The 19,030-nt window shown below is 59.2% G+C and carries 16 protein-coding genes; 11 read left to right on the top strand and 5 right to left on the bottom strand.

The window, feature by feature from the left end; genetic code table 11:
- Positions 1 to 22: 22 nt before the first annotated feature.
- From hslV to BLW11_RS02540, 4 genes are all read right to left on the bottom strand, one after another.
- Complete coding sequence (gene hslV / locus BLW11_RS02555) at positions 23 to 553, bottom strand: ATP-dependent protease subunit HslV (protein ID WP_003438754.1); 531 nt, start codon at positions 551 to 553, stop codon at positions 23 to 25.
- A gap of 241 nt (positions 554 to 794) precedes the next feature.
- Positions 795 to 1,487: an SPOR domain-containing protein gene (locus tag BLW11_RS02550; RefSeq protein ID WP_048360448.1), complete on the bottom strand. Its 693-nt coding sequence runs from the start codon at positions 1,485 to 1,487 to the stop codon at positions 795 to 797.
- Position 1,488: 1 nt separating this feature from the next.
- Positions 1,489 to 3,225 (bottom strand): arginine--tRNA ligase, encoded by a 1,737-nt coding sequence (gene argS / locus BLW11_RS02545; RefSeq protein WP_048360640.1) that lies wholly within the window; start codon positions 3,223 to 3,225, stop codon positions 1,489 to 1,491.
- Positions 3,226 to 3,488: 263 nt separating this feature from the next.
- Positions 3,489 to 5,708, bottom strand: a complete 2,220-nt coding sequence (locus BLW11_RS02540) for a primosomal protein N' (RefSeq protein ID WP_048360447.1) — start codon at positions 5,706 to 5,708, stop codon at positions 3,489 to 3,491.
- Positions 5,709 to 5,926: 218 nt separating this feature from the next.
- Here BLW11_RS02540 and rpmE point away from each other — a divergent pair, with 218 nt between their 5' ends.
- The 4 genes from rpmE to BLW11_RS02520 all read left to right on the top strand — a co-directional run bounded on the left by rpmE (position 5,927) and on the right by BLW11_RS02520 (position 10,445).
- Positions 5,927 to 6,178, top strand: a complete 252-nt coding sequence (rpmE, locus tag BLW11_RS02535; RefSeq protein WP_019825265.1) for a 50S ribosomal protein L31 — start codon at positions 5,927 to 5,929, stop codon at positions 6,176 to 6,178.
- Between the two features lie 5 nt (positions 6,179 to 6,183).
- A complete protein-coding gene (locus tag BLW11_RS02530) occupies positions 6,184 to 7,011 on the top strand; it encodes a thermonuclease family protein (protein WP_048360446.1) in 828 nt (275 codons plus the stop codon).
- A gap of 181 nt (positions 7,012 to 7,192) precedes the next feature.
- On the top strand, positions 7,193 to 8,461 hold the full coding sequence (locus BLW11_RS02525; RefSeq protein ID WP_048360445.1) for a malic enzyme-like NAD(P)-binding protein: 1,269 nt from the start codon (positions 7,193 to 7,195) through the stop codon (positions 8,459 to 8,461).
- A 217-nt stretch (positions 8,462 to 8,678) separates the two neighbouring features.
- Positions 8,679 to 10,445 (top strand): lipase family protein, encoded by a 1,767-nt coding sequence (locus BLW11_RS02520; protein ID WP_048360639.1) that lies wholly within the window; start codon positions 8,679 to 8,681, stop codon positions 10,443 to 10,445.
- Positions 10,446 to 10,500: 55 nt separating this feature from the next.
- Here the strand turns inward: BLW11_RS02520 and BLW11_RS02515 are convergent, their stop codons facing one another.
- Positions 10,501 to 12,924 carry a penicillin-binding protein 1A gene (locus BLW11_RS02515; RefSeq protein ID WP_420912219.1) on the bottom strand — a complete coding sequence of 808 codons (2,424 nt, stop codon included), beginning with the start codon at positions 12,922 to 12,924 and terminating at the stop codon, positions 10,501 to 10,503.
- A gap of 205 nt (positions 12,925 to 13,129) precedes the next feature.
- Here BLW11_RS02515 and pilM point away from each other — a divergent pair, with 205 nt between their 5' ends.
- The 7 genes from pilM (at position 13,130) to aroB (ending at position 19,020) form a co-directional block, all read left to right on the top strand.
- A complete protein-coding gene (pilM, locus tag BLW11_RS02510; protein WP_048360443.1) occupies positions 13,130 to 14,092 on the top strand; it encodes a type IV pilus assembly protein PilM in 963 nt (320 codons plus the stop codon).
- Positions 14,092 to 14,658, top strand: coding sequence for a PilN domain-containing protein (locus tag BLW11_RS02505; protein WP_048360442.1), 567 nt, complete (start codon positions 14,092 to 14,094; stop codon positions 14,656 to 14,658). Before pilM ends, BLW11_RS02505 begins: the two co-directional genes overlap by 1 nt.
- Positions 14,658 to 15,278 (top strand): type IV pilus inner membrane component PilO, encoded by a 621-nt coding sequence (locus tag BLW11_RS02500; protein WP_048360441.1) that lies wholly within the window; start codon positions 14,658 to 14,660, stop codon positions 15,276 to 15,278. The genes BLW11_RS02505 and BLW11_RS02500 overlap by 1 nt, the downstream gene beginning before the upstream one ends.
- A complete protein-coding gene (locus BLW11_RS02495; protein WP_048360440.1) occupies positions 15,275 to 15,802 on the top strand; it encodes a pilus assembly protein PilP in 528 nt (175 codons plus the stop codon). Before BLW11_RS02500 ends, BLW11_RS02495 begins: the two co-directional genes overlap by 4 nt.
- Positions 15,803 to 15,814: 12 nt before the next feature.
- Positions 15,815 to 17,173: a type IV pilus secretin PilQ gene (locus tag BLW11_RS02490; protein ID WP_048360439.1), complete on the top strand. Its 1,359-nt coding sequence runs from the start codon at positions 15,815 to 15,817 to the stop codon at positions 17,171 to 17,173.
- Positions 17,174 to 17,177: 4 nt separating this feature from the next.
- Positions 17,178 to 17,696 (top strand): shikimate kinase AroK, encoded by a 519-nt coding sequence (gene aroK, locus BLW11_RS02485; protein ID WP_048360438.1) that lies wholly within the window; start codon positions 17,178 to 17,180, stop codon positions 17,694 to 17,696.
- A 223-nt stretch (positions 17,697 to 17,919) separates the two neighbouring features.
- The gene (gene aroB / locus BLW11_RS02480) at positions 17,920 to 19,020 is read left to right on the top strand and encodes a 3-dehydroquinate synthase (RefSeq protein ID WP_048360437.1); all 1,101 of its coding nucleotides are present in this window, start codon (positions 17,920 to 17,922) and stop codon (positions 19,018 to 19,020) included.
- Positions 19,021 to 19,030: the final 10 nt, after the last annotated feature.

Below are 19,030 nucleotides of genomic sequence, written 5' to 3'. Positions count from 1 at the left end.
GCAGGCCAGCCCGACAGGCGTCTTATTCAGCGAGGTCCTGCTCCTCAATAGTGATGTTGTGGTTGGTGAACACGCAGATATCGCCAGCAATGCCGAGTGCTGTTTCCGCGATTTCGCGGGCCGACAGATCGGTTTTCATCAGCAGGGCACGGGCCGCGGCCTGGGCAAATGCACCGCCCGAACCCATTGCGATCAAGCCGTCTTCCGGCTCAACCACGTCACCGTTACCGGTGATGATCAAAGATGCGTCTTTGTTGGCAACTGCCAGCATGGCTTCCAGGCGGCTCAGCGAGCGGTCGGTACGCCATTCTTTGGCCAACTCGACAGCGGCGCGAACCAGATGGCCTTGATGCTTTTCAAGCTGGCCTTCAAAACGTTCGAACAGGGTAAATGCATCAGCGGTGGCACCGGCGAAACCGGCGATTACCTGGCCGTGATAGAGACGGCGGACTTTTTTCGCGTTGCCTTTCATCACGGTGTTGCCAAGAGAAACCTGGCCGTCGCCAGCCATAACGACTTTGCCGTGACGGCGTACTGAAACGATGGTGGTCAAGGGAGAGTCTCCACGCAGCGGGGCGAAAATGCCTGATGGAAATACATATGGGGGTTGTAGCGGATTTTTCAACAGCGAGGAGGGAATGGGGATGAACGGAGAGGCGGATTTGACGAAGGTGTTGTGGGAGTGAGCCTGCTCGCGATGACATCAACGCGATTCAACAGGAAAACCGCAGTGCCGGCATCGCGAGCAGGCTCGCTCCCACAGGGTTCAAAAACCCTGTGGGAGCGATCTCGGATCAGCGCCGCTGCTGCAACAGCAGGTTGTTGAACCCACCGCCCGCCAATTGCTTTTGGGCTACGGTCAGTTGGTCACGATTGCTGAACGGTCCGACCAGTACCCGGTACCAGGTCTCGTCTTTAACCGTACCGGCTTCAACCGTGGCGGTCTGGCCCAGCAGGATGATTTGCGCCCGCACTTTTTCGGCATCGGCCTGTTTGCGGAACGAGCCCGCTTGCAGGAAGAACTTGGTGACCGGCGCCGCTTTGGCGACAGGCGGTGCAGGAGGCGGCGTAATACCGCTCAAGGCTGCCTGGGCACGGGCGGTGTCGATTTTTGCTGCTTCAGCCGGTGTGACCGGTGCCAGCGGCGCGGTTTGCGGCGTTGGCAGGGTCTTTTCAGGTACAGCTTCCGGCGGCACGATCACTTCAGACTCGGGCAGCAACGTGTAGAAGTCGTACTTGGGTTTGACCGGCTGTGTCGGGCTCGGCGCTGTTTTATTGGCTTCAGCGGCTTTCGTGGCTTTGAGCTGCTCTTGCTTGACCCGTTTGACGTCATCGCCCTGGCCAGGTTCGAGCTTCATCAGAAACACGATAAATGCGCCCACGGACAAGCCAATGGCCATCCATAGCCAGCCCGGAATCGGCTTTTTAGCGGGTGCCTGATACCGGCTGGCGCCGCGCTTGGGTGCAGGTTTTTTCTTGGCAGCCAACTTACATGCGCTCCAGAGTTTCCAGGCCCAGCAGTTCCAGGCCTTGCTTGAGGGTGCGGCCCGCCAGAGCAGCCAGGCGCAAGCGGCTTTGTTTTTGGGCTTCGTCTTCTGCGTTCAGGATCGGGCAGTTCTCGTAGAAACTGGAGAACAGGCCGGCCACTTCGTACAGGTAGGTGCAGAGGGTGTGCGGGGTGCCTTTTTCAGCAACGTTGTTCAGCACTTCGCCGAACTGCGCGAGCTTGGCCGCCAGTTCTTGCTCTTGCGGTGCGTCGAGCACGATCTGGCCCTGCACTTCTTCGAAACCCTTGCCCAGTTTGCGGAACACGCCCGCCACACGGGTGTAGGCATACAGCAGGTACGGTGCGGTATTGCCTTCGAAGTTCAGCATCAGGTCGAAGTTGAAGCTGTAGTCGCTGGTGCGGTGCTTGGACAGGTCCGCGTATTTCACGGCGCCAATCCCGACGACTTTAGCGATGGCACGCAGCTCGTCTTCCGCCAGCTCCGGGTTTTTCTCTTTAACCAGCGTGTAGGCGCGCTCTTTGGCTTCGTTGAGCAGGTCGATCAGTTTGACCGTACCGCCATCACGGGTCTTGAATGGACGGCCATCGGCGCCGTTCATGGTGCCGAAGCCCATGTGTTCCATTTCCATCGGATGGGTGATGAAACCGGCCTTGCGGGCCACGGCAAACACTTGCTGGAAGTGCAGGGCCTGACGCTGGTCGACGAAGTACAGGGCGCGATCGGCTTTCAGCACGCCGCTGCGATAGCGGATGGCTGCCAGGTCGGTGGTTGCGTACAGATAGCCACCGTCTGCCTTGACGATGATGACTGGCAGCGGCTCGCCGTCGGCATTTTTGAACTCGTCGAGGAATACGCATTGGGCGCCATTGCTCTCGACCAGCATGCCTTTGGCCTTGAGGTCGTTGACCACATTGATCAGGTCGTCGTTGTAGGCGCTTTCACCCATCACGTCGGCCATGGTCAGTTTGACGTTCAACTGCTCGTAGATTTTCTGGCAGTGCGACAGCGAGATGTCCTTGAACTTGGTCCACAGCGCCAGGCAGTCCGGATCGCCGGCTTGCAGCTTGACCACCAGGCTACGGGCGCGGTCGGCGAATTCAGGTGACTCGTCAAAGCGTTTTTTGGCCGCGCGGTAGAAGTTCTCGAGGTCAGACAGCTCGTCGCTGGTAATCGGGTTTTCTTCCAGGTAGGCCATCAGCATGCCGAACTGGGTACCCCAGTCGCCTACGTGGTTTTGACGAATCACGTCATCGCCCAGGAACTCCAGCACTCGGGCCACACCGTCGCCAATGATGGTGGAGCGCAAATGGCCCACGTGCATCTCTTTGGCCAGGTTGGGCGCGGACATGTCGACCACGGTACGCATGGCCGGGGTGGCCTTGCGCACGCCGATTTTCGGATCGGCCAGTGCCGCGTCCAGACGCGAGGCCAGGGCCTGGGTGTTCTGGAAAAAGTTCAGAAAGCCGGGGCCGGCGATTTCAGTCTTGCTGATTTGCTCATCGGCCGGCAGGGCAGCGATGATTTTTTCAGCCAGATCCCGTGGCTTCATGCCGGCTGGCTTGGCCAGCATCATGGCGATATTGCTGGCGAAGTCGCCGTGGGTTTTGTCACGGGCGTTTTCCACCTGAATCGCTGGCGTCAGGCCTTCAGGCAACACACCTTCTGTGACGAGTTGAGCTAGGGCTTGTTGAATCAGCTGGCGAATGGTGTCTTTCATGGTCTTCTCTTTCGACCGCAAGCGCGGTAGCGCTTCAGTGCGCAGGTGGAAAAACTGGGCATTATCCGTTGCCGGGTCGGCCTTGCCAACCTTAGCAGGCGGGTGGTTCACCGTTTATGCAAATTCCTTGTCGTGGCGACTACCTTGCGTAAACGTTGTAGCCGCTGCCGAAGGCTGCGATAAGGGCCGAAGGGCCTTCAAAACAGGGGCCGCTTCGCCGCCCGTCGCAACCTCGTACCTCGACAGCGGCTACAAGGGTTGTCTCAGTACAAATCCACCGGATCCACGTCCAGCGACCAGCGAACCTGGCGACCGCTGGGCATTTGCTCAAGGGCCAGCAGCCACTGGCTGAGCAACCGATGCAGCGGCGCGCGGGCGTTGGCTTGCAGCAGCAGCTGAGCGCGGTAACGCCCCGCGCGGCGCTCCATCGGCGCGGGCACTGGGCCAAGCAGCTCGATGCCGCTCAGGTTCAACTCACCCAGCAGGCGCTCAGCCTCGCAGCAGGCTTCATCGAGGAAACCTTCTGCCTGGCCGGGCTTGTGGGCCTCGGCGCGCAGCAGCGCCAGATGCGAGAAAGGCGGCAACCCCGCAGCCCGGCGCTCGCTCAAGGCCTGTTCGGCGAAGGCAAAGTAACCTTGCTCGGTCAGTTGGATCAGCAGCGGATGGTCGGCCAGATGGGTCTGGATAATCACCCTGCCCGGTTCTTCGGCGCGGCCAGCGCGGCCAGCGACCTGAACGATCAGCTGGGCCATGCGCTCGCTGGCGCGGAAGTCGCCGGAGAACAGGCCGCCATCGGCATCCAGAATCGATACCAGCGTCACCCGGGGGAAGTGGTGGCCTTTGGCGAGCATTTGCGTGCCGATCAAAATGCACGGCTGGCCCTTTTGAATCGTGGCAAACAGCTGGTTCATCGCATCTTTGCGCGAAGTGCTGTCACGGTCGACCCGCAGCACAGGGTAGTCAGGGAACAAAATCCCCAAACGCTCTTCGGCGCGCTCAGTGCCGGCGCCGACCGGGCGTAAATCAACTTTGCCGCATTGCGGGCAATTGCGCGGTACGCGTTCGACGTAGCCGCAGTGATGGCAGCGCAATTCGCCTGAACGCTGATGGACGGTCATGCGCGCATCGCAGCGCTGGCACTCGGACATCCAGCCACAGTCGTGGCACAACAAGGTGGGCGCAAAGCCGCGACGGTTAAGAAACACCAGAACCTGTTGGCCCGCAGCGAGGGTCTGGCCGATGGCCTGTTGCATCGGTCCGGAAATCCCGCTGTCCAGAGGGCGGCTTTTAACATCCAGGCGCAGGAAACGGGGTTGTTTGGCTCCGCCGGCGCGCTCATTCAGGCGCAGCAAGCCGTAGCGGCCGGTGTAGGCGTTATGCAGGCTTTCGAGGGACGGTGTCGCGGAACCGAGCACGATCGGGATGTTTTCCTGCCGTGCCCGCACCAGCGCCAGATCCCGGGCGTGATAGCGCAAACCTTCCTGCTGTTTATAGGAGCCGTCGTGTTCTTCGTCGATGATGATCAGCCCCGGGTTTTTCATCGGGGTGAACAGCGCCGAGCGAGTACCGATAATAATGTCGGCTTCGCCGTCGCGGGCCGCCAGCCAGCTTTCGAGACGTTCGCGGTCGTTGACCGCCGAATGCACCAGGGCGATGCGGGCGTTGAAGCGCTGTTCGAAACGGGCCAGGGTTTGCGGGCCCAGGTTGATCTCGGGGATCAGTACCAGCGCCTGCTTGCCCGCTTGAAGGGTTTCGCGGATCAGCTGCAAATACACTTCGGTCTTGCCGCTACCGGTGACCCCGGCCAGCAAAAATGCATGAAAGTGGTCAAAACCTGCGCGAATGGCTTCGTAGGCGGCCCGTTGCTCGCTGTTGAGCGGCAACTCGGGCTGGGCCAGCCAATGCTCGTGGCGCTCAGTCGGTGCGTGACGGCGGATCTCGACGGTGACCAGCTCTTTGGCCAGCAGCAGGTCGAGGCTGTCTTTGCTCAGCATCAGTTTGCTTAAAAGCTGATGTGCCACGCCATGGGGGTGCTGGGCGAGGGTGGCCAGTGCTTCTCGCTGGCGCGGGGCGCGGGCGATGCGCGGGTCGTCAAGCCTGGCCCCTGGAGAAATCTGCCAGAAGCGTTCCTGGCGGGTTTCGGCCAGCTCGCCCTGGCGCAGCAGCACCGGCAGTGCCCAGCTCAGGGTATCGCCCAGGCTGTGTTGGTAATACTGCGAGGTCCACAGGCACAGCTTGAATAAAGAAGCGGGCAGCGGGGGCGTCACGTCGAGCAGTGCGATCGCCGGCTTGAGCTTGTCGGCCGGCACTTCGCTATGATCGACCACCTCGACCAGAATGCCGATCATCTCCCGTCGCCCGAACGGCACCCGCAAGCGCATGCCAGGCTGTAGTTGACTGCGCAGTACGCCAGCAGGCGCCCGGTAATCGAACAGGCGGCGCAAGGGGGAAGGCAGGGCAAGGCGCAAAATGGCGTCGGGCACGCGGGGCTCTCAAGTGATGAACGGCAAAGATGGCCGGAGCCTAGCAGACAACCGGGTCCGGGACTTAAACGCAGGTCAGGGAAATACAAAAGAAAGTAGGTGGAGCATGCTTCGCCGCTTGCGTCAATGCAAAGGTCTGGTATTATCGGCGCCCTAATTTTACGTGCGGTATTCAACAATGGTGTTGAGTGGCGGCACGCTAGCCCGAGGAATACCCCATGAAAGCCGATATCCATCCAGCGTACGAAACAATCCTGGTAACTTGCAGCTGCGGCAACAAGTTCGAAACTCGTTCGAACCTGTGCAAGCCACTGGGCACTGACGTATGCAACGAGTGCCACCCGTTCTACACCGGTAAGCAGAAGACTCTGGACATTGGCGGTCGTGTTGATCGCTTCAAGACTCGTTTTGGTGCTTTCGGCGCTAAAGCAGCAGCTCCAGCAGCAGAAGCAGAAAAAGCAGCCGAGTAAGGCTGATGACCTTGAGCAGCCTTTTTGGTCTGGTCAGGTTATTGAAAAAGGCGTCCCTTGCGGGCGCCTTTTTTATGCCTGCGATTTGGTTGGCAAGCGCGTCGGCCGCGCCGCTTTGCCCTGCGCCAGGTGCGCTGACGTACGCTTGGGTGGAGCGTGTGTCCGATGGCGACACGCTACGGCTCAAGGATGGACGCAGCGTGCGCCTGATCGGCCTCAACGCGCCGGAGACAGGCAAAAAAGGCCAGTCCGCCGAGCCCTTTGCCGATGCCGCGCGCAAACGCCTGCAAGAGCTGGTGACGCGCAGTGACGGTCGTGTCGGCTTGCTTGTGGGCAAGCAGCCACAGGACCGTTACGGGCGCACCCTGGCCCATGTGTTTGGCGCCGATGGCAGCAATCTTGAAGCCCGCTTGCTGGCAGACGGCCTGGGGTATCAGGTCGCGATAGCACCGAATGTCGAACTGATCGACTGCCAGCAAGCCGCCGAGCGCAGCGCCCGGATGGCCGGCCTGGGGCTTTGGCGGCAATCGCCCGTGCTGGCGCCGCAGCAAATTACCCGTTCAGGCTTCGCTCTGGTGGGTGGCAAGGTCAGCCAGGTGCAACGTAATCGCGGCGGCCTCTGGATCGATCTGCAGGGCGGCTTGGTGTTGCACATTGCACCCAATCAACTGGCCAATTTCGATCAGAAAACCCTCGAGAATTTGCAGGGCGCGCAGGTAGAGGCCAGAGGCTGGGTGCTGGACCGCTCAAAACGAGGGGGGTTGAATGCAGGCCAGGCACGCTGGATGTTGTCTTTGACGCATCAGGGGATGTTAAAAGCCCCGGCGCATTAAAAATTGTAGACAATTTTAAATATAGATTGTGAACACTATAACCCTTGTGGGGCGCGGCTCTTGGCCCAAAGTCGTAAGGCAAAGCCCTTGACACTGCTGACTGGTCAGTCTTGTCGGGACTTTGCGACACGCGTATGCTCGGCGATTCGTCTGTCCAACAGCAAAAAAGCGGAATGCCCACATGTCTGATTTGAAAACCGCCGCTCTCGAATACCATGCCCAGCCCCGTCCAGGGAAACTGAGTGTCGAGCTCACCAAACCTACCGCTACAGCCCGCGATCTAGCGCTGGCTTACAGCCCGGGTGTAGCCGAACCAGTACGCGAAATCGCCCGCGACCCTGAACTTGCCTACAAATACACTGGCAAGGGCAACCTGGTAGCCGTGATCTCCGATGGCACCGCTATTCTGGGCCTGGGTAACCTCGGCCCATTGGCCTCCAAGCCTGTAATGGAAGGTAAAGGCGTGTTGTTCAAGCGCTTTGCCGGTATCGATGTATTCGACATCGAAGTTGATTCCGAGAGCCCACAGGCTTTCATCGACACCGTAAAACGCATCTCCATCACCTTCGGCGGCATCAACCTCGAAGACATCAAGGCACCTGAGTGCTTTGAGATCGAACGTGCTCTGATCGAGCAGTGCGATATTCCTGTATTCCACGATGACCAGCACGGCACCGCTATCGTGACCGCGGCCGGCATGATCAATGCCCTGGAAATCGCCGGCAAAACTCTGGCTGACGCCAAGATCGTTTGCCTGGGCGCCGGTGCAGCAGCCATCTCCTGCATGAAATTGCTGGTGAGCATGGGTGCAACCATCGAAAACATCTTCATGATCGACCGCACCGGCGTGATCCACTCCGGCCGTGACGATCTGAACCAGTACAAGGCGGTATTCGCCCACGCAACCGAGAAGCGCACCCTGGCTGACGCCATGGAAGGCGCAGACGTGTTTGTTGGCCTGTCGGGTCCGAACCTGCTGAGCGCTGAGAACCTGCTGCGCATGGCACCTAACCCGATCGTGTTCGCGTGCTCCAACCCGGACCCGGAAATCTCCCCGGAACTGGCTCACGCCACCCGTAACGACGTGATCATGGCCACTGGCCGTTCGGACTACCCGAACCAGGTCAACAACGTACTGGGCTTCCCGTTCATCTTCCGTGGTGCCCTGGACGTTCGCGCCAAGCGCATCAACGAAGAAATGAAAATCGCAGCGGCCAACGCCTTGCGTGAACTGGCCAAACTGCCAGTGCCACAAGAAGTGTGTGACGCTTATGGCGGCATCAAGCTGGAATTCGGTCGTGAATACATCATCCCGAAACCAATGGACGTGCGCCTGATCACCCTGATCTCTGATGCAGTGGCCAAAGCCGCCATCGAGACCGGTGTTGCAACCCTGCCATACCCGAAAAACTACCCGCTCAAAAGCGTGGATGACGTGTTCAACGGCTAATCCCGTTTAGCGTCATACCGAGCCCCGGCGCTGAAAAGCGCCGGGGCTTTTTGGTTTTTGGGCAGGGAGGCGAAATAGCTCTATATCGACTCAAGATAATTCCTTGCAGATTCTAGGAATTATCCTACATCCGTTCCTTAATCTTTCCGTTAGCGTCTGCCCTTTTCTTGGGGCGCAGCGTTAAGGCGAGTGCCCTGTGCGTCTACAGGAATCACGGATGTCCTCATCTTCCCGCCAGAACCGCTACAGCCAGACCAGTTTTCAATTGATTGACGAACGTGGCGCAGGCGAGCCCTACGCAGGGTTGGCCTATGAAATGGTCGATAAGGAAGGGAAAACCTGCGGCGGCTATCTGGATGCTGCCGGGGTCGGCAGGCCGGGCAGCCCTGTTACCGGGCCGGTTGTCGTGATGTTCAGGCAGCCACACGACCGTAGCCATGCGGTCTATGCGCGATTAATGGACAGGCACTACCGGCCCCTTGAGATCACTGAATTGCAGGTCAGGGCCGAACAAACCCGCTACCTGCATGAAGATGGTTCCCGAACTCGGGCCAAACCGGCGTGCGCCGGTACCGACATTGACTACTACCAGGTCGAGGTCAGGCATCTGGTCGAGCATGCAGGGCATTTGCCTTCTGAGGTCGATAGCCATTACCGGCCGGATACCGAGACTGGGCGGCCAATGGGGTTTGGGGTTGGTCTGGCCGCTGATCGTCATACGGTGCTGGAGGTCCGCCCTCTGAGGGTCTTGCAGCCCATGTTTTCAACGGGCTCGCGGTTTTGTGCGCTCAACCTGTTCCAGCTGGCGTTGCTGGCTGACTTCAACGATTGCCCCTTCATTCAAAAAACTGACCACTGCGATGCCCTGCTGGTTAACGATGTGGCGTACTCCCGGCGACTGGAAGTCGTGCCCTGTGGCCCGGGTCAGGAGCACCCGGGCGATATTCATTTTTTCGATGATGATGGGTTGGGTGCCCAGGCTACTGGTGCCCAGGCCTTTGTTACCTACAACGATGAAGTCACCCTGATCACCGTGCGCAGTACCGGCACAATGCTTGATGCCTTGCAGCCAGGCGATATGGAGCAGGTACATTTCGAGGAAGGTGAGGGCAGGGTGCATCGCGGCTTTTACCGGGCGGCCAGGCAGGTTTATGGTTTTGTAACAGACTGTCTGGACAGGTTTTGCGAGGGGCAAAAACTGCTGATAAGTGGCCATGGCCCGGGCGGGGCAATCGCTTTGTTGCTCGCGCAAATGCTTCGTTGCAGGCCGGATTTCAATCACGACATCGTGCTGTACACCTATGGCGCCCCTCGCGCAGCGGATGCGGTTTTTATAAAGGCGGCCGAGTCGCTGGTGCATCACCGTGTGGTTGATCACAACGATCCGGTGCCCAGCATGCCGGGGAGCTGGATGGATGTCAGGGCTTCGGTGTCTGGCCTTGGGGCGGCCCCGGCCTTCGTCAATGTGCCAGCTGGGTTGTCGCTTTTTGTTGCGGGCATGACCCGTCTGACCGGTGAGCCTTATCAGCATCACGGAACGCTGCATTACTTGATGCCGGTGGAGTCCGGGCCGCGGGAGCAGTCGCATATCCTGTGGGAACCGGTGTGCGAGACCGTTACCCAGCATGCGCTGTGCAGGCGTGCAATCGAGCATCCCGGGCAATTGCTCGAGGCGGCCGGCCACTCGCCGCAAGTGCGGTATATCTCAGGTTGCCGGGAGACTCTTCAGCGCTATCGGGAGGCGTTTGAGACCAGCTCTGCGCGGGTGACCGAACGTGAGGTGATGTGTGTAGATCTGGCGTTTGAGCAGATATCCCAGCAGTTGCGCACCCGGTATCGCGAGGCGGTGACCCGCCCTGGCAAGCCGGTTGCCCAGACCATCAACCAGTTGATGCGCGAGCTCGCCAAGGTCCAGAGGACCCGCGAGCATTTGTACCGTCTGAGATCTAAGCGTCTCAGCAAAGTGGATGTGTATGGTGAGTAGAGCGGCAAGCCTCAAGCGGTACGTGCATTACCGCTTTTCACTTGCCGCCCGCGCACTAGAACAGATCGATTGGCGCACCGTCATCGGCCGGCAGCGGGCTGCCCGGGGCGACGCTGTTGCCCAGTTCGCTGTTGGTCGGTGGCGTGTCTTCGCTCTTGAACAGCTCGAAATAGGCGCCAGGGGTGCCCGGTGAGGCGATACGGCCGCTCAGGGGGTCAATCCGCAAGCTGAGGATGCCTTCGGGTTCAGGCTGTGTATGGGCAGGCTTGCCTTTGAGCGCGCCCCCCATGTAAGTCATCCAGATCGGCAAGGCAACAGTGCCCCCGTATTCACGACGGCCCAGGCTTTCGGGTTGGTCGAAACCGGTCCACACGGTGGTGACGTAATCGGCGTTGTAGCCGGAGAACCATGCATCTTTGGATTCGTTGGTCGTACCGGTTTTACCTGCCAGATCGGTACGCCCCAGCGCGAGTGCGCGGCGGCCGGTGCCGAGCTTGATCACGTCCTGCAACATGCTGGTGAGGATGTAAGCGGTGCGTCCGTCGACAATCCGCTCGGCTACCGCTTGTGTTTCCACCGTCGGGAGGCCGGGCGCGGCGTTGATGGTGTCGATGGTCAGTGCTGCGGCTTCAGGTGGCGTGTCCTTGGCGGCATTTTTAGGCACGCTTGGCGGGTTGGCCACGAACAGGGTGTCGCCGTTGCGGCTTTCGATCTTGTCGATCAAATACGGCGTGATCTTGTAACCGCCGTTGGCGAATACGCTCCAGCCGGTGGCAATTTCCATCGGGGTCAGGGTCGCAGTACCCAAGGCCAGCGACAGGTTGCGCGGCAGGTCATCCTTGTTGAAACCGAATTTGCTGATGTAGTCGATGGTGCGGTCCACGCCCAGGCTTTGAAGCAGGCGGATTGACACCAGGTTACGCGACTTGTAGAGCGCTTCACGGACACGGATCGGGCCGAGGAAGGTGTTGGTGTCGTTCTTCGGGCGCCAGACCTTGTCCAGATACTCGTCGACAAACACGATCGGCGCGTCGTTCACCAGGGTGGCCGCCGTGTAGCCGTTATCCAGCGCAGCGCTGTAAACGAAAGGCTTGAAGCTCGAGCCGGGTTGGCGTTTGGCCTGCATCGCACGGTTGTAGTTGCTCTGCTCGAATGCGAAGCCCCCTACCAACGAACGAATGGCGCCGTTGTCCGGGTCCAGCGATACAAGTGCACCTTGCACCGTAGGCACCTGGCTGAACTTGTAACTGCCATCAGTCTGCGGCTGCACGCGAATCAGGTCGCCGACTTGTGCGACATCGGAAGGCTGCTTGGGCATCGGGCCCATGCTGTTGGTGTTCAGGAACTTGCGCGCCCATTTCATGGTGTTCCAGGAAACGTGAGCCTCGCCGGTGCGGGTCAGTACGTTGAGGCCGTTATTGTCGACCTGGGTCACGATCGCGGGCTCAAGGCCGCTGATCGGGCGCTGCTTGGCGAGCTCTTGAGTCCACACGGCCAGGGTCTTGCCCGGGAAGCGCGACTCGGGGCCGCGGTAGCCATGGCGCTGGTCGTAAGCGATCAGGCCTTCATGCACGGCGGTGTTGGCCAGCTCCTGAAGGTTGCTTGGCACTGTGGTGGTGACACGGAAACCTTCGGTGTAAGCCTCGCTGCCGTAGCGCCCGACCATTTCGGCGCGGGCCATTTCAGCGATGTAAGGCGCACTCACTTCCGGAGTAGGTACGTGGTAGCTGGCGTTGACGGGCTCTGCGATGGCCGCTTCATAGCTGGCCTGATCGATTTTGCCCAGCTTGTACATGCGGCCCAGGATCCAGTCGCGACGCTCTTTGCTGCGTACTGCGTTGGCCAGCGGGTTAAAGCGCGAAGGCGCCTTGGGCAGGCCGGCGATCATTGCCATCTGCGCCAGGCTGAGGTCGCGGATCGACTTGCCGTAGTAAACCTGCGCGGCGGACTCAATGCCGTAAGCGCGGTTGCCCAGGTAGATCTTGTTCACATACAGCTCAAGGATTTCGTCCTTGGTCAGCTCGCGCTCAATCTCCAGGGCCAACAGGATTTCGTTGGTTTTGCGGGAAAAGCTCCGCTCACTGGATAGGAAATAGTTCTTCGCCACCTGCATGGTGATGGTGCTACCCCCTGATTGTATGTGTCCGCTTTTTACCAACTGGGTAGCGGCACGCATCAGGCTACTGGGGTCGACCCCGTAATGATTGGCGAAGTTGTCATCTTCTGCCGAGAGCAGGGCATTGATGAAATTGGGGGGAATGTCGGCGAACTTGATCGGTGAGCGGCGCATTTCGCCAAACTCTGCGATCAACTTTCCGTCGCTGGTGTAGACCCGCAAAGGAATCTGCAACTGGATGCTTCTCAACGACTCTACGGACGGCAAGCCAGGACTAAGATAGAGAAACGCGCCGCTCAACACGAGCAACAGCCCGCAGAACACAGCAACGAATGACCACCCGAAAAACTTCAGCAGACGAATCAAGGCTTTTGGATTTCCAGATTAAGAAATGGTTTGCACGTCAGGGTAGTGCGCAGTTGCGCCGGGTCGACGATACGGAAAAAAACGCCCGGCATTATAAGCATTTTTCGGCCATGGGCGTCATGAGCCGCATGTCAGAACAGGTTTTGAACGGATGTCATTTTTTACCCTCCGTAAGTCACGGATAGCATTAGGGAAATCTACGGTGCCCGGATTATTTGGCAAAAATCGCCATCGTTGCGTAGGTGTCGATATCACTGCACAGGCAATAAAAATCGTCGAATTGAGCCGCTCGCAGGGTGAGTTCAGGCTGCAGGCTTACGCCATCGAGCCGCTGCCGGCAGGGCTTATGAATGATCTGACCTGCTCCGGGGCCGAAAGTGTCATACGGGTATTGCTCAAGGCGCTGGAAAAAGCGGGTGTGATGGCGCGCGATGCCGTGGTAGCGATGCCCGATGAGCTGCTCATCAGTAAAACACTTGAAGTGGAGTCGGGCCTGAGCGAAGCCGATCTTGAGTTGCATGTACGGCTTGAAGCAGAGCAATACGTCCCTTATGCGCTTGAAGATGTAGCGCTGGATTTCGAGGTTCAGGGCCGCTCATCGAACCATGCCGGGCAGGTTGCGGTGCAAATGGTGGCGTGCCGCCAGGAGGCGCTTGAGTGGTATCGCTCGGTCTTGATCGGTGCCGGCCTGACCCCGCGAGTGGTGGAGGTACAGGCCCATGCCCTGGCGCGCGGGGTTGAGGCAGCGGTCCCGGACCTTTCGCAGCAAGAGGCAGTGGCCGTGGTCGATTTCGGGAGTCATATGACCTTGCTGAGCATTGTGCGCCAGGGTCAGGTGATCTACTCCCGCGAGCTGCTGTTCGGGCAAGGCATGGCAGGGGCGCAGGGCTTCGAGGAGAGTGTCGTCCAGCACCTGGGGCTCGGGCTTGAGCAGTTTGTCGAGTCCGGCGCTGCGGGGGTGGTCGGCATGATCCTGTTGGCCGGCGCTGCAGCGACGACCCCGGGGTTGAGTCAGTGGGTTGAAGCCCGGCTCGGCACGCCAGTGCGCGTCGCCAACCCCTTTTCAGCCATGGACCTTAATCCCGCACTCGCCCCTGAAACCTTGCTTTGCGATGCTCCGATGCTGTTGACTGCCTGCGGTCTGGCCTTGAGGGGGAGTGATTAATGGCGAGAATCAATTTGCTGCCCTGGCGCGCGTTGTTGCGTGAAAAGCGACGCAAACGTTTTTTGATTGTGCTGGCCGTCCTGTCTGCAGTTGCAGCGTGCGGGCTGTTTGCTGCTGACCAGTTTATCGACACCCTGGTAGAGCGCCAGCTGGAGCGCAATGACCTGATCAGAAGTGCCACGTTTCAGCTGGATGGCCGTGCCGAGCAAATCGACCAGTTGAAAGTGAGCCGCGAGCAATTGCTTGAGCGCATGCAAACGATAGATATGTTGCAAAGCAGCCGTTCGAGCAGCGGGATCATTCTGGAGCAATTGGCGCGCAGCTTGCCGGATGGCGTGTATTTCACCGACGTGAAAATGACGGAAGGCACCATCGTGATCACGGGGGTTGCCCAGAGCGGCAACCTTGTCTCGCAACTGATGCGCAATCTGGATGCTTCACACTGGCTGGAAACGCCTGAACTGAACGAAGTCAAAGCTGCTTCTGCCCATGACGGAGGGCATGAGCGGCAGTTTCAGATGACGGTACGCGAAGCCCGGCATGCGCCTGCTGGCGGCCAGCTGTGATGGCCGCACACTGGCTGGTGAGCGTGCGCAGTTTCGACCTGCGGGAGCTGGACTTCGGGAGCCCCGGGACGTGGTCGCCAAGGCGCAAAATAGCCATGGCGTCGGCCTGGCTGGGCCTGGTGCTGGTGTTGGGGTACTCACTGCTGCTTGAGCCGCAGGTCGCCCGGCTGCAACAGCAACAGGATGCTCAAGTCGTCCTGAAAGCCGAATTTGAGTCCAGGGCCGCACAGGTTGCGAACCTCGATGCCTACGAGATGCAGATGCGCGAGCTGCAAGCCACGTTCAGCGCGCTGCTCAAGCAACTGCCTGCTCAGGCCGAGGTACCTGGTCTGCTTGATGAGGTTTCGCGGCTGGGTATGGCCACTGGTCTGGTGATTGAGCATATCCAGTGGTTGCCCGAAGTCCTTCAGCCGTTTTATAGCGAATTGCCACTGCAGATGACCCTTGCCGGGGGGTATCACGATCTGGGGCTTTTCGTCAGCGCCCTGGCGAGTTTGCCGCGCATTGTCACCCTGCATGATTTCTCGTTGGCGCCGCTCAACGGCGCAGATGGGGGCCAGTTACGCATGACGCTGATGGCCAGAACCTACCGCACCCATGATCAAGGATTGATCCCATGAATGTTGGCTTACGACTATTGGGCATTGGATTGCTGGCGGGGTTGGCCGGGTGCGACAGCGCACAGAGTACGGCTGAGCTCCGCAGCTATTTGCAGGCCACCCGGGAGCGCCCGGGCAACGCCATTCCTCTTGCTCCGGCTGTTACGGCTCCACGTCTGTTTACGTATGAGGTGGTTACGCTGCGCAGCCCTTTTCAGGTTGTACCCGGGGACCGGGCGGGTAGTTGGCAGGCAAGCCTTGCCGGTGATGAGCTTGACGGTGACCGGGCCAGGCAGTTTCTGGAGGGCTTCGACCTTGAGCAGATGGAAATGGTCGGCACCCTGTCCAGTGAGCTGGAAGCGAACGCCTTGTTGCGGGCCAATGGTGCTATCCATCGTTTGAAGGTGGGTGATTACCTGGGCCGCAATAATGGCCAGATCGCTTCGATAGAGGCGGCGCATGTTGAAGTGTTTGAAGTGATTTCTGATGGTCAGGGCGGTTGGCTGGAGAGGTCCCTGACGATCCCTTTAAAACAGCAGTCTTAACGGAAATACACCATGAAAAGGATTTTACCGGTCTGCGTACTGGCGCTATGGAGTGCGCTGAATTCGCAGTCAACACTGGCGCTTGCTCAGGCCGCTCCATCATCAGTCGCGGGCCCGCTGTATGTGGGCGAGAAAATGTCGCTGAACTTTCAAGATGTTGAAGTGCGCACGGTGCTTCAGTTACTGGCAGATTTCACCGGGTTCAATCTGGTGGTCAGCGACGCGGTGCAGGGCAGGATTACCCTTAACTTGCAGGACGTGCCCTGGGATCAGGCGCTGGATCTGGTGCTTAAAACCAAGGGGCTGGGCAAGCGCCTTGAGGGCAATGTGCTGTTGATTGCCCCTTCTGAACACATCGCCGGCCGCGAGCGGGATGAGCTTGAGTTGCGCAGTCAACTGGCCGGGCTCGCACCTTTGCGCCGAGAGCTGGTGCAGGTCAATTACGCCCGGGCGGCAGATATCGCCAAGTTGTTTCAGTCGGTGACCAGTACCCAGCCTGGCAGTGACGGGCGGGGGTCGATAACCGTGGATGAGCGCACCAATAGCATTATTGCCCTTGAGTCTGGCGAGCGGCTGGATGAGTTGCGGCGCATCGTCGCTCAACTGGATGTGCCGGTCCGTCAGGTCATGATCGAGGCCCGTATTGTGGAGGCGGGCGTGGACTTCGAGAAAAGCCTGGGCGTTCGTTGGGGTGGGGCGCTGCGCAATGCAGGCAACTGGAGTGCAGGCGGTATCACTCGCCCGGCCGGCCCGGACTTGACGCCCGGCAATGTAGGGTCGCCCTTTGTGGATCTGGGTGTTTTGGGCACTACCTCGGGGTTGGGCATCGCCTATGTTGCCAACAATGTGCTGCTGGATCTGGAGCTGACCGCCATGGAGAAAACAGGCAATGGCGAAATCATCTCCCAGCCCAAGGTGGTTACTTCAGACAAGGAAACCGCCAAGATCCTTAAGGGCACCGAGATTCCCTATCAGGAGTCGAGCTCAAGCGGGGCCACATCGGTGTCGTTCAAGGAGGCCTCGTTGTCGCTGGAAGTGACGCCGCAAATCACGCCTGACAACAGTGTCATCATGGAAGTCATCGTGACCAAGGATGAGCCCGATTACATGAATAAAGTCCAAGATGTGCCACCCATCAGGAAGAATGAGGTGCGGGGCAAGGTGCTGGTCAGGGATGGTGAAACCATTGTTATTGGGGGCGTGTTCTCAAATACTCAAAGCAAAGTGGTAGATAAAGTGCCATTTTTAGGCGATCTGCCGTATGTTGGCCGACTTTTCCGTAGAGACGTTGTCCTGGAAAAAAAATCCGAACTGCTGGTGTTCCTGACTCCGCGTATCATGAACAACCAGGCGATTGCTGTGAGTCATTGATTCTGTGCGAAATTTGATTCTTGTTGGGCCAATGGGGGCTGGAAAAAGCACCATCGGACGTTTGCTGGCCAAAGAGTTGCACCTGCCGTTCAAAGATTCCGATAAGGAAATTGAAGTGCGCACGGGTGCCAATATCCCGTGGATCTTCGATAAAGAAGGTGAGCCGGGTTTCCGCGATCGCGAAACGGCCATGATTGTCGAGCTGTGCCATGAGAATGGCATTGTGCTGGCGACCGGAGGTGGTGCGGTCATGCGCCCTGAAAACCGGCTGGCGCTGCGCAATGGCGGTCGGGTGGTGTATTTGCACGCCTCTATCGAACAGCAGGTTGCCCGCACCTCGCGTGATCGCAATCGGCCATTGCTGCGCAATGCGAACCCGGAAAAAATCCTGCGTGACCTGTTGGCGATCCGCGATCCGCTTTATCGGGAAATCGCCGACCTTGTAGTTGAAACCGATGAGCGGCCGCCGCGCATGGTTGTTCTGGATATTCTCGAGCGTCTGGCGCAACTGGCACCCCGGTAGCAGCGCCAGGGCACTGAGGCTGCAATCAGTGCCCGACTTTACGACGGCTTCGCCGTCGATCGCAGCCTCGTACCTCGACCGCGACTACAAAGCCACTGCGCTAGACCATTAAAGTGCGATACGAAATGCGCTATTCTCGGCGCCGAGCATGCCCGTTTACGGTATGCCATCACTTGATAATTGCGAAGCAGGGCGCTGGCGTCCTGTTTCAACGCGGGGATTCATGCAGACAGTGAAGGTTGATCTAGGCGAGCGTAGCTACCCGATTCATATTGGCGAAGGTTTGTTGGATCAGCCCGAGTTGCTGGCCCCGCACATTGCCGGCCGCCAAGTGGCCATAGTGACCAATACCACGGTCGCGCCACTCTATCTTGAACGTCTTACCCGCAGTCTCGCGCAGTTCTCGGTAGTACCGATCATTCTGCCCGATGGCGAGTCGTTCAAAACCTGGGAAACCCTGCAGCTGATATTTGATGGCCTGCTCACGGCGCGCCATGACCGCCGCACGACCATCATCGCCTTGGGCGGCGGTGTGATCGGCGACATGGCCGGTTTTGCAGCAGCCTGCTATCAGCGTGGCGTCGATTTCATTCAAGTGCCGACCACATTGCTGTCCCAGGTAGATTCGTCGGTGGGCGGTAAAACCGGCATCAACCACCCGCTGGGCAAAAACATGGTCGGTGCTTTCTATCAGCCCAACCTGGTGCTGATTGATACCGCAACCCTTAACACCCTCCCGGCCCGCGAGCTGTCTGCAGGGCTGGCGGAAGTCATCAAGTACGGCCTGATTTGCGACGAGCCGTTCCTGACCTGGCTTGAAGACAACATGGATGCGCTGCGTGAGCTGGATCAGGTCGCCCTGACTGCCGCGATTCAACGTTCGTGCGCCGCCAAGGCTGAAGTGGTCGGTGCCGATGAGCGCGAGGCAGGCGTGCGTGCCACCCTCAACCTCGGGCATACCTTTGGCCATGCCATCGAAACCCATATGGGTTACGGCGTATGGTTGCATGGCGAGGCCGTGGCAGCGGGTACCGTGATGGCGCTGGAAATGTCCGCCCGTCTGGGCTGGATCAGTGATGCAGAGCGTGACCGCGGCATTCGGGTCTTTCAGCGCGCCGGCTTGCCAGTGGTGCCGCCGACCGAAATGACTCCGGCCGACTTTATGCAACACATGGCAGTTGATAAAAAAGTGATCGACGGTCGTATGCGACTGGTGCTGTTGCGTCGCATCGGTGAAGCCACAGTGACTGACGATTATCCACAAGAGGTTCTACAAGCCACGCTGGGTGCGGATTACCGCGCACTGGCTCAGCTTAAAGGTTAATAAGATCCCG

The organism is Pseudomonas deceptionensis (genome assembly GCF_900106095.1).
GTDB classification, from domain to species: Bacteria; Pseudomonadota; Gammaproteobacteria; order Pseudomonadales; family Pseudomonadaceae; genus Aquipseudomonas; species Aquipseudomonas deceptionensis.
Note: the sequence above shows the minus strand (reverse complement) of the source record. Positions and strands in the feature narration are given on the sequence as shown.

Bases quoted from the DNA above. Each gene is read 5' to 3' on its own strand.
- BLW11_RS02505 (WP_048360442.1), top strand. From the start codon at position 14,092: ATGGCGAGAATCAATTTGCTGCCCTGGCGCGCGTTGTTGCGTGAAAAG.
- aroB (WP_048360437.1), top strand. From the start codon at position 17,920: ATGCAGACAGTGAAGGTTGATCTAGGCGAGCGTAGCTACCCGATTCAT.
- BLW11_RS02520 (WP_048360639.1), top strand. From the start codon at position 8,679: ATGTCCTCATCTTCCCGCCAGAACCGCTACAGCCAGACCAGTTTTCAA.
- BLW11_RS02495 (WP_048360440.1), top strand. From the start codon at position 15,275: ATGAATGTTGGCTTACGACTATTGGGCATTGGATTGCTGGCGGGGTTG.
- BLW11_RS02500 (WP_048360441.1), top strand. From the start codon at position 14,658: ATGGCCGCACACTGGCTGGTGAGCGTGCGCAGTTTCGACCTGCGGGAG.
- BLW11_RS02525 (WP_048360445.1), top strand. From the start codon at position 7,193: ATGTCTGATTTGAAAACCGCCGCTCTCGAATACCATGCCCAGCCCCGT.
- BLW11_RS02530 (WP_048360446.1), top strand. From the start codon at position 6,184: ATGACCTTGAGCAGCCTTTTTGGTCTGGTCAGGTTATTGAAAAAGGCG.
- BLW11_RS02490 (WP_048360439.1), top strand. From the start codon at position 15,815: ATGAAAAGGATTTTACCGGTCTGCGTACTGGCGCTATGGAGTGCGCTG.
- argS (WP_048360640.1), bottom strand. From the start codon at position 3,225: ATGAAAGACACCATTCGCCAGCTGATTCAACAAGCCCTAGCTCAACTC.
- rpmE (WP_019825265.1), top strand. From the start codon at position 5,927: ATGAAAGCCGATATCCATCCAGCGTACGAAACAATCCTGGTAACTTGC.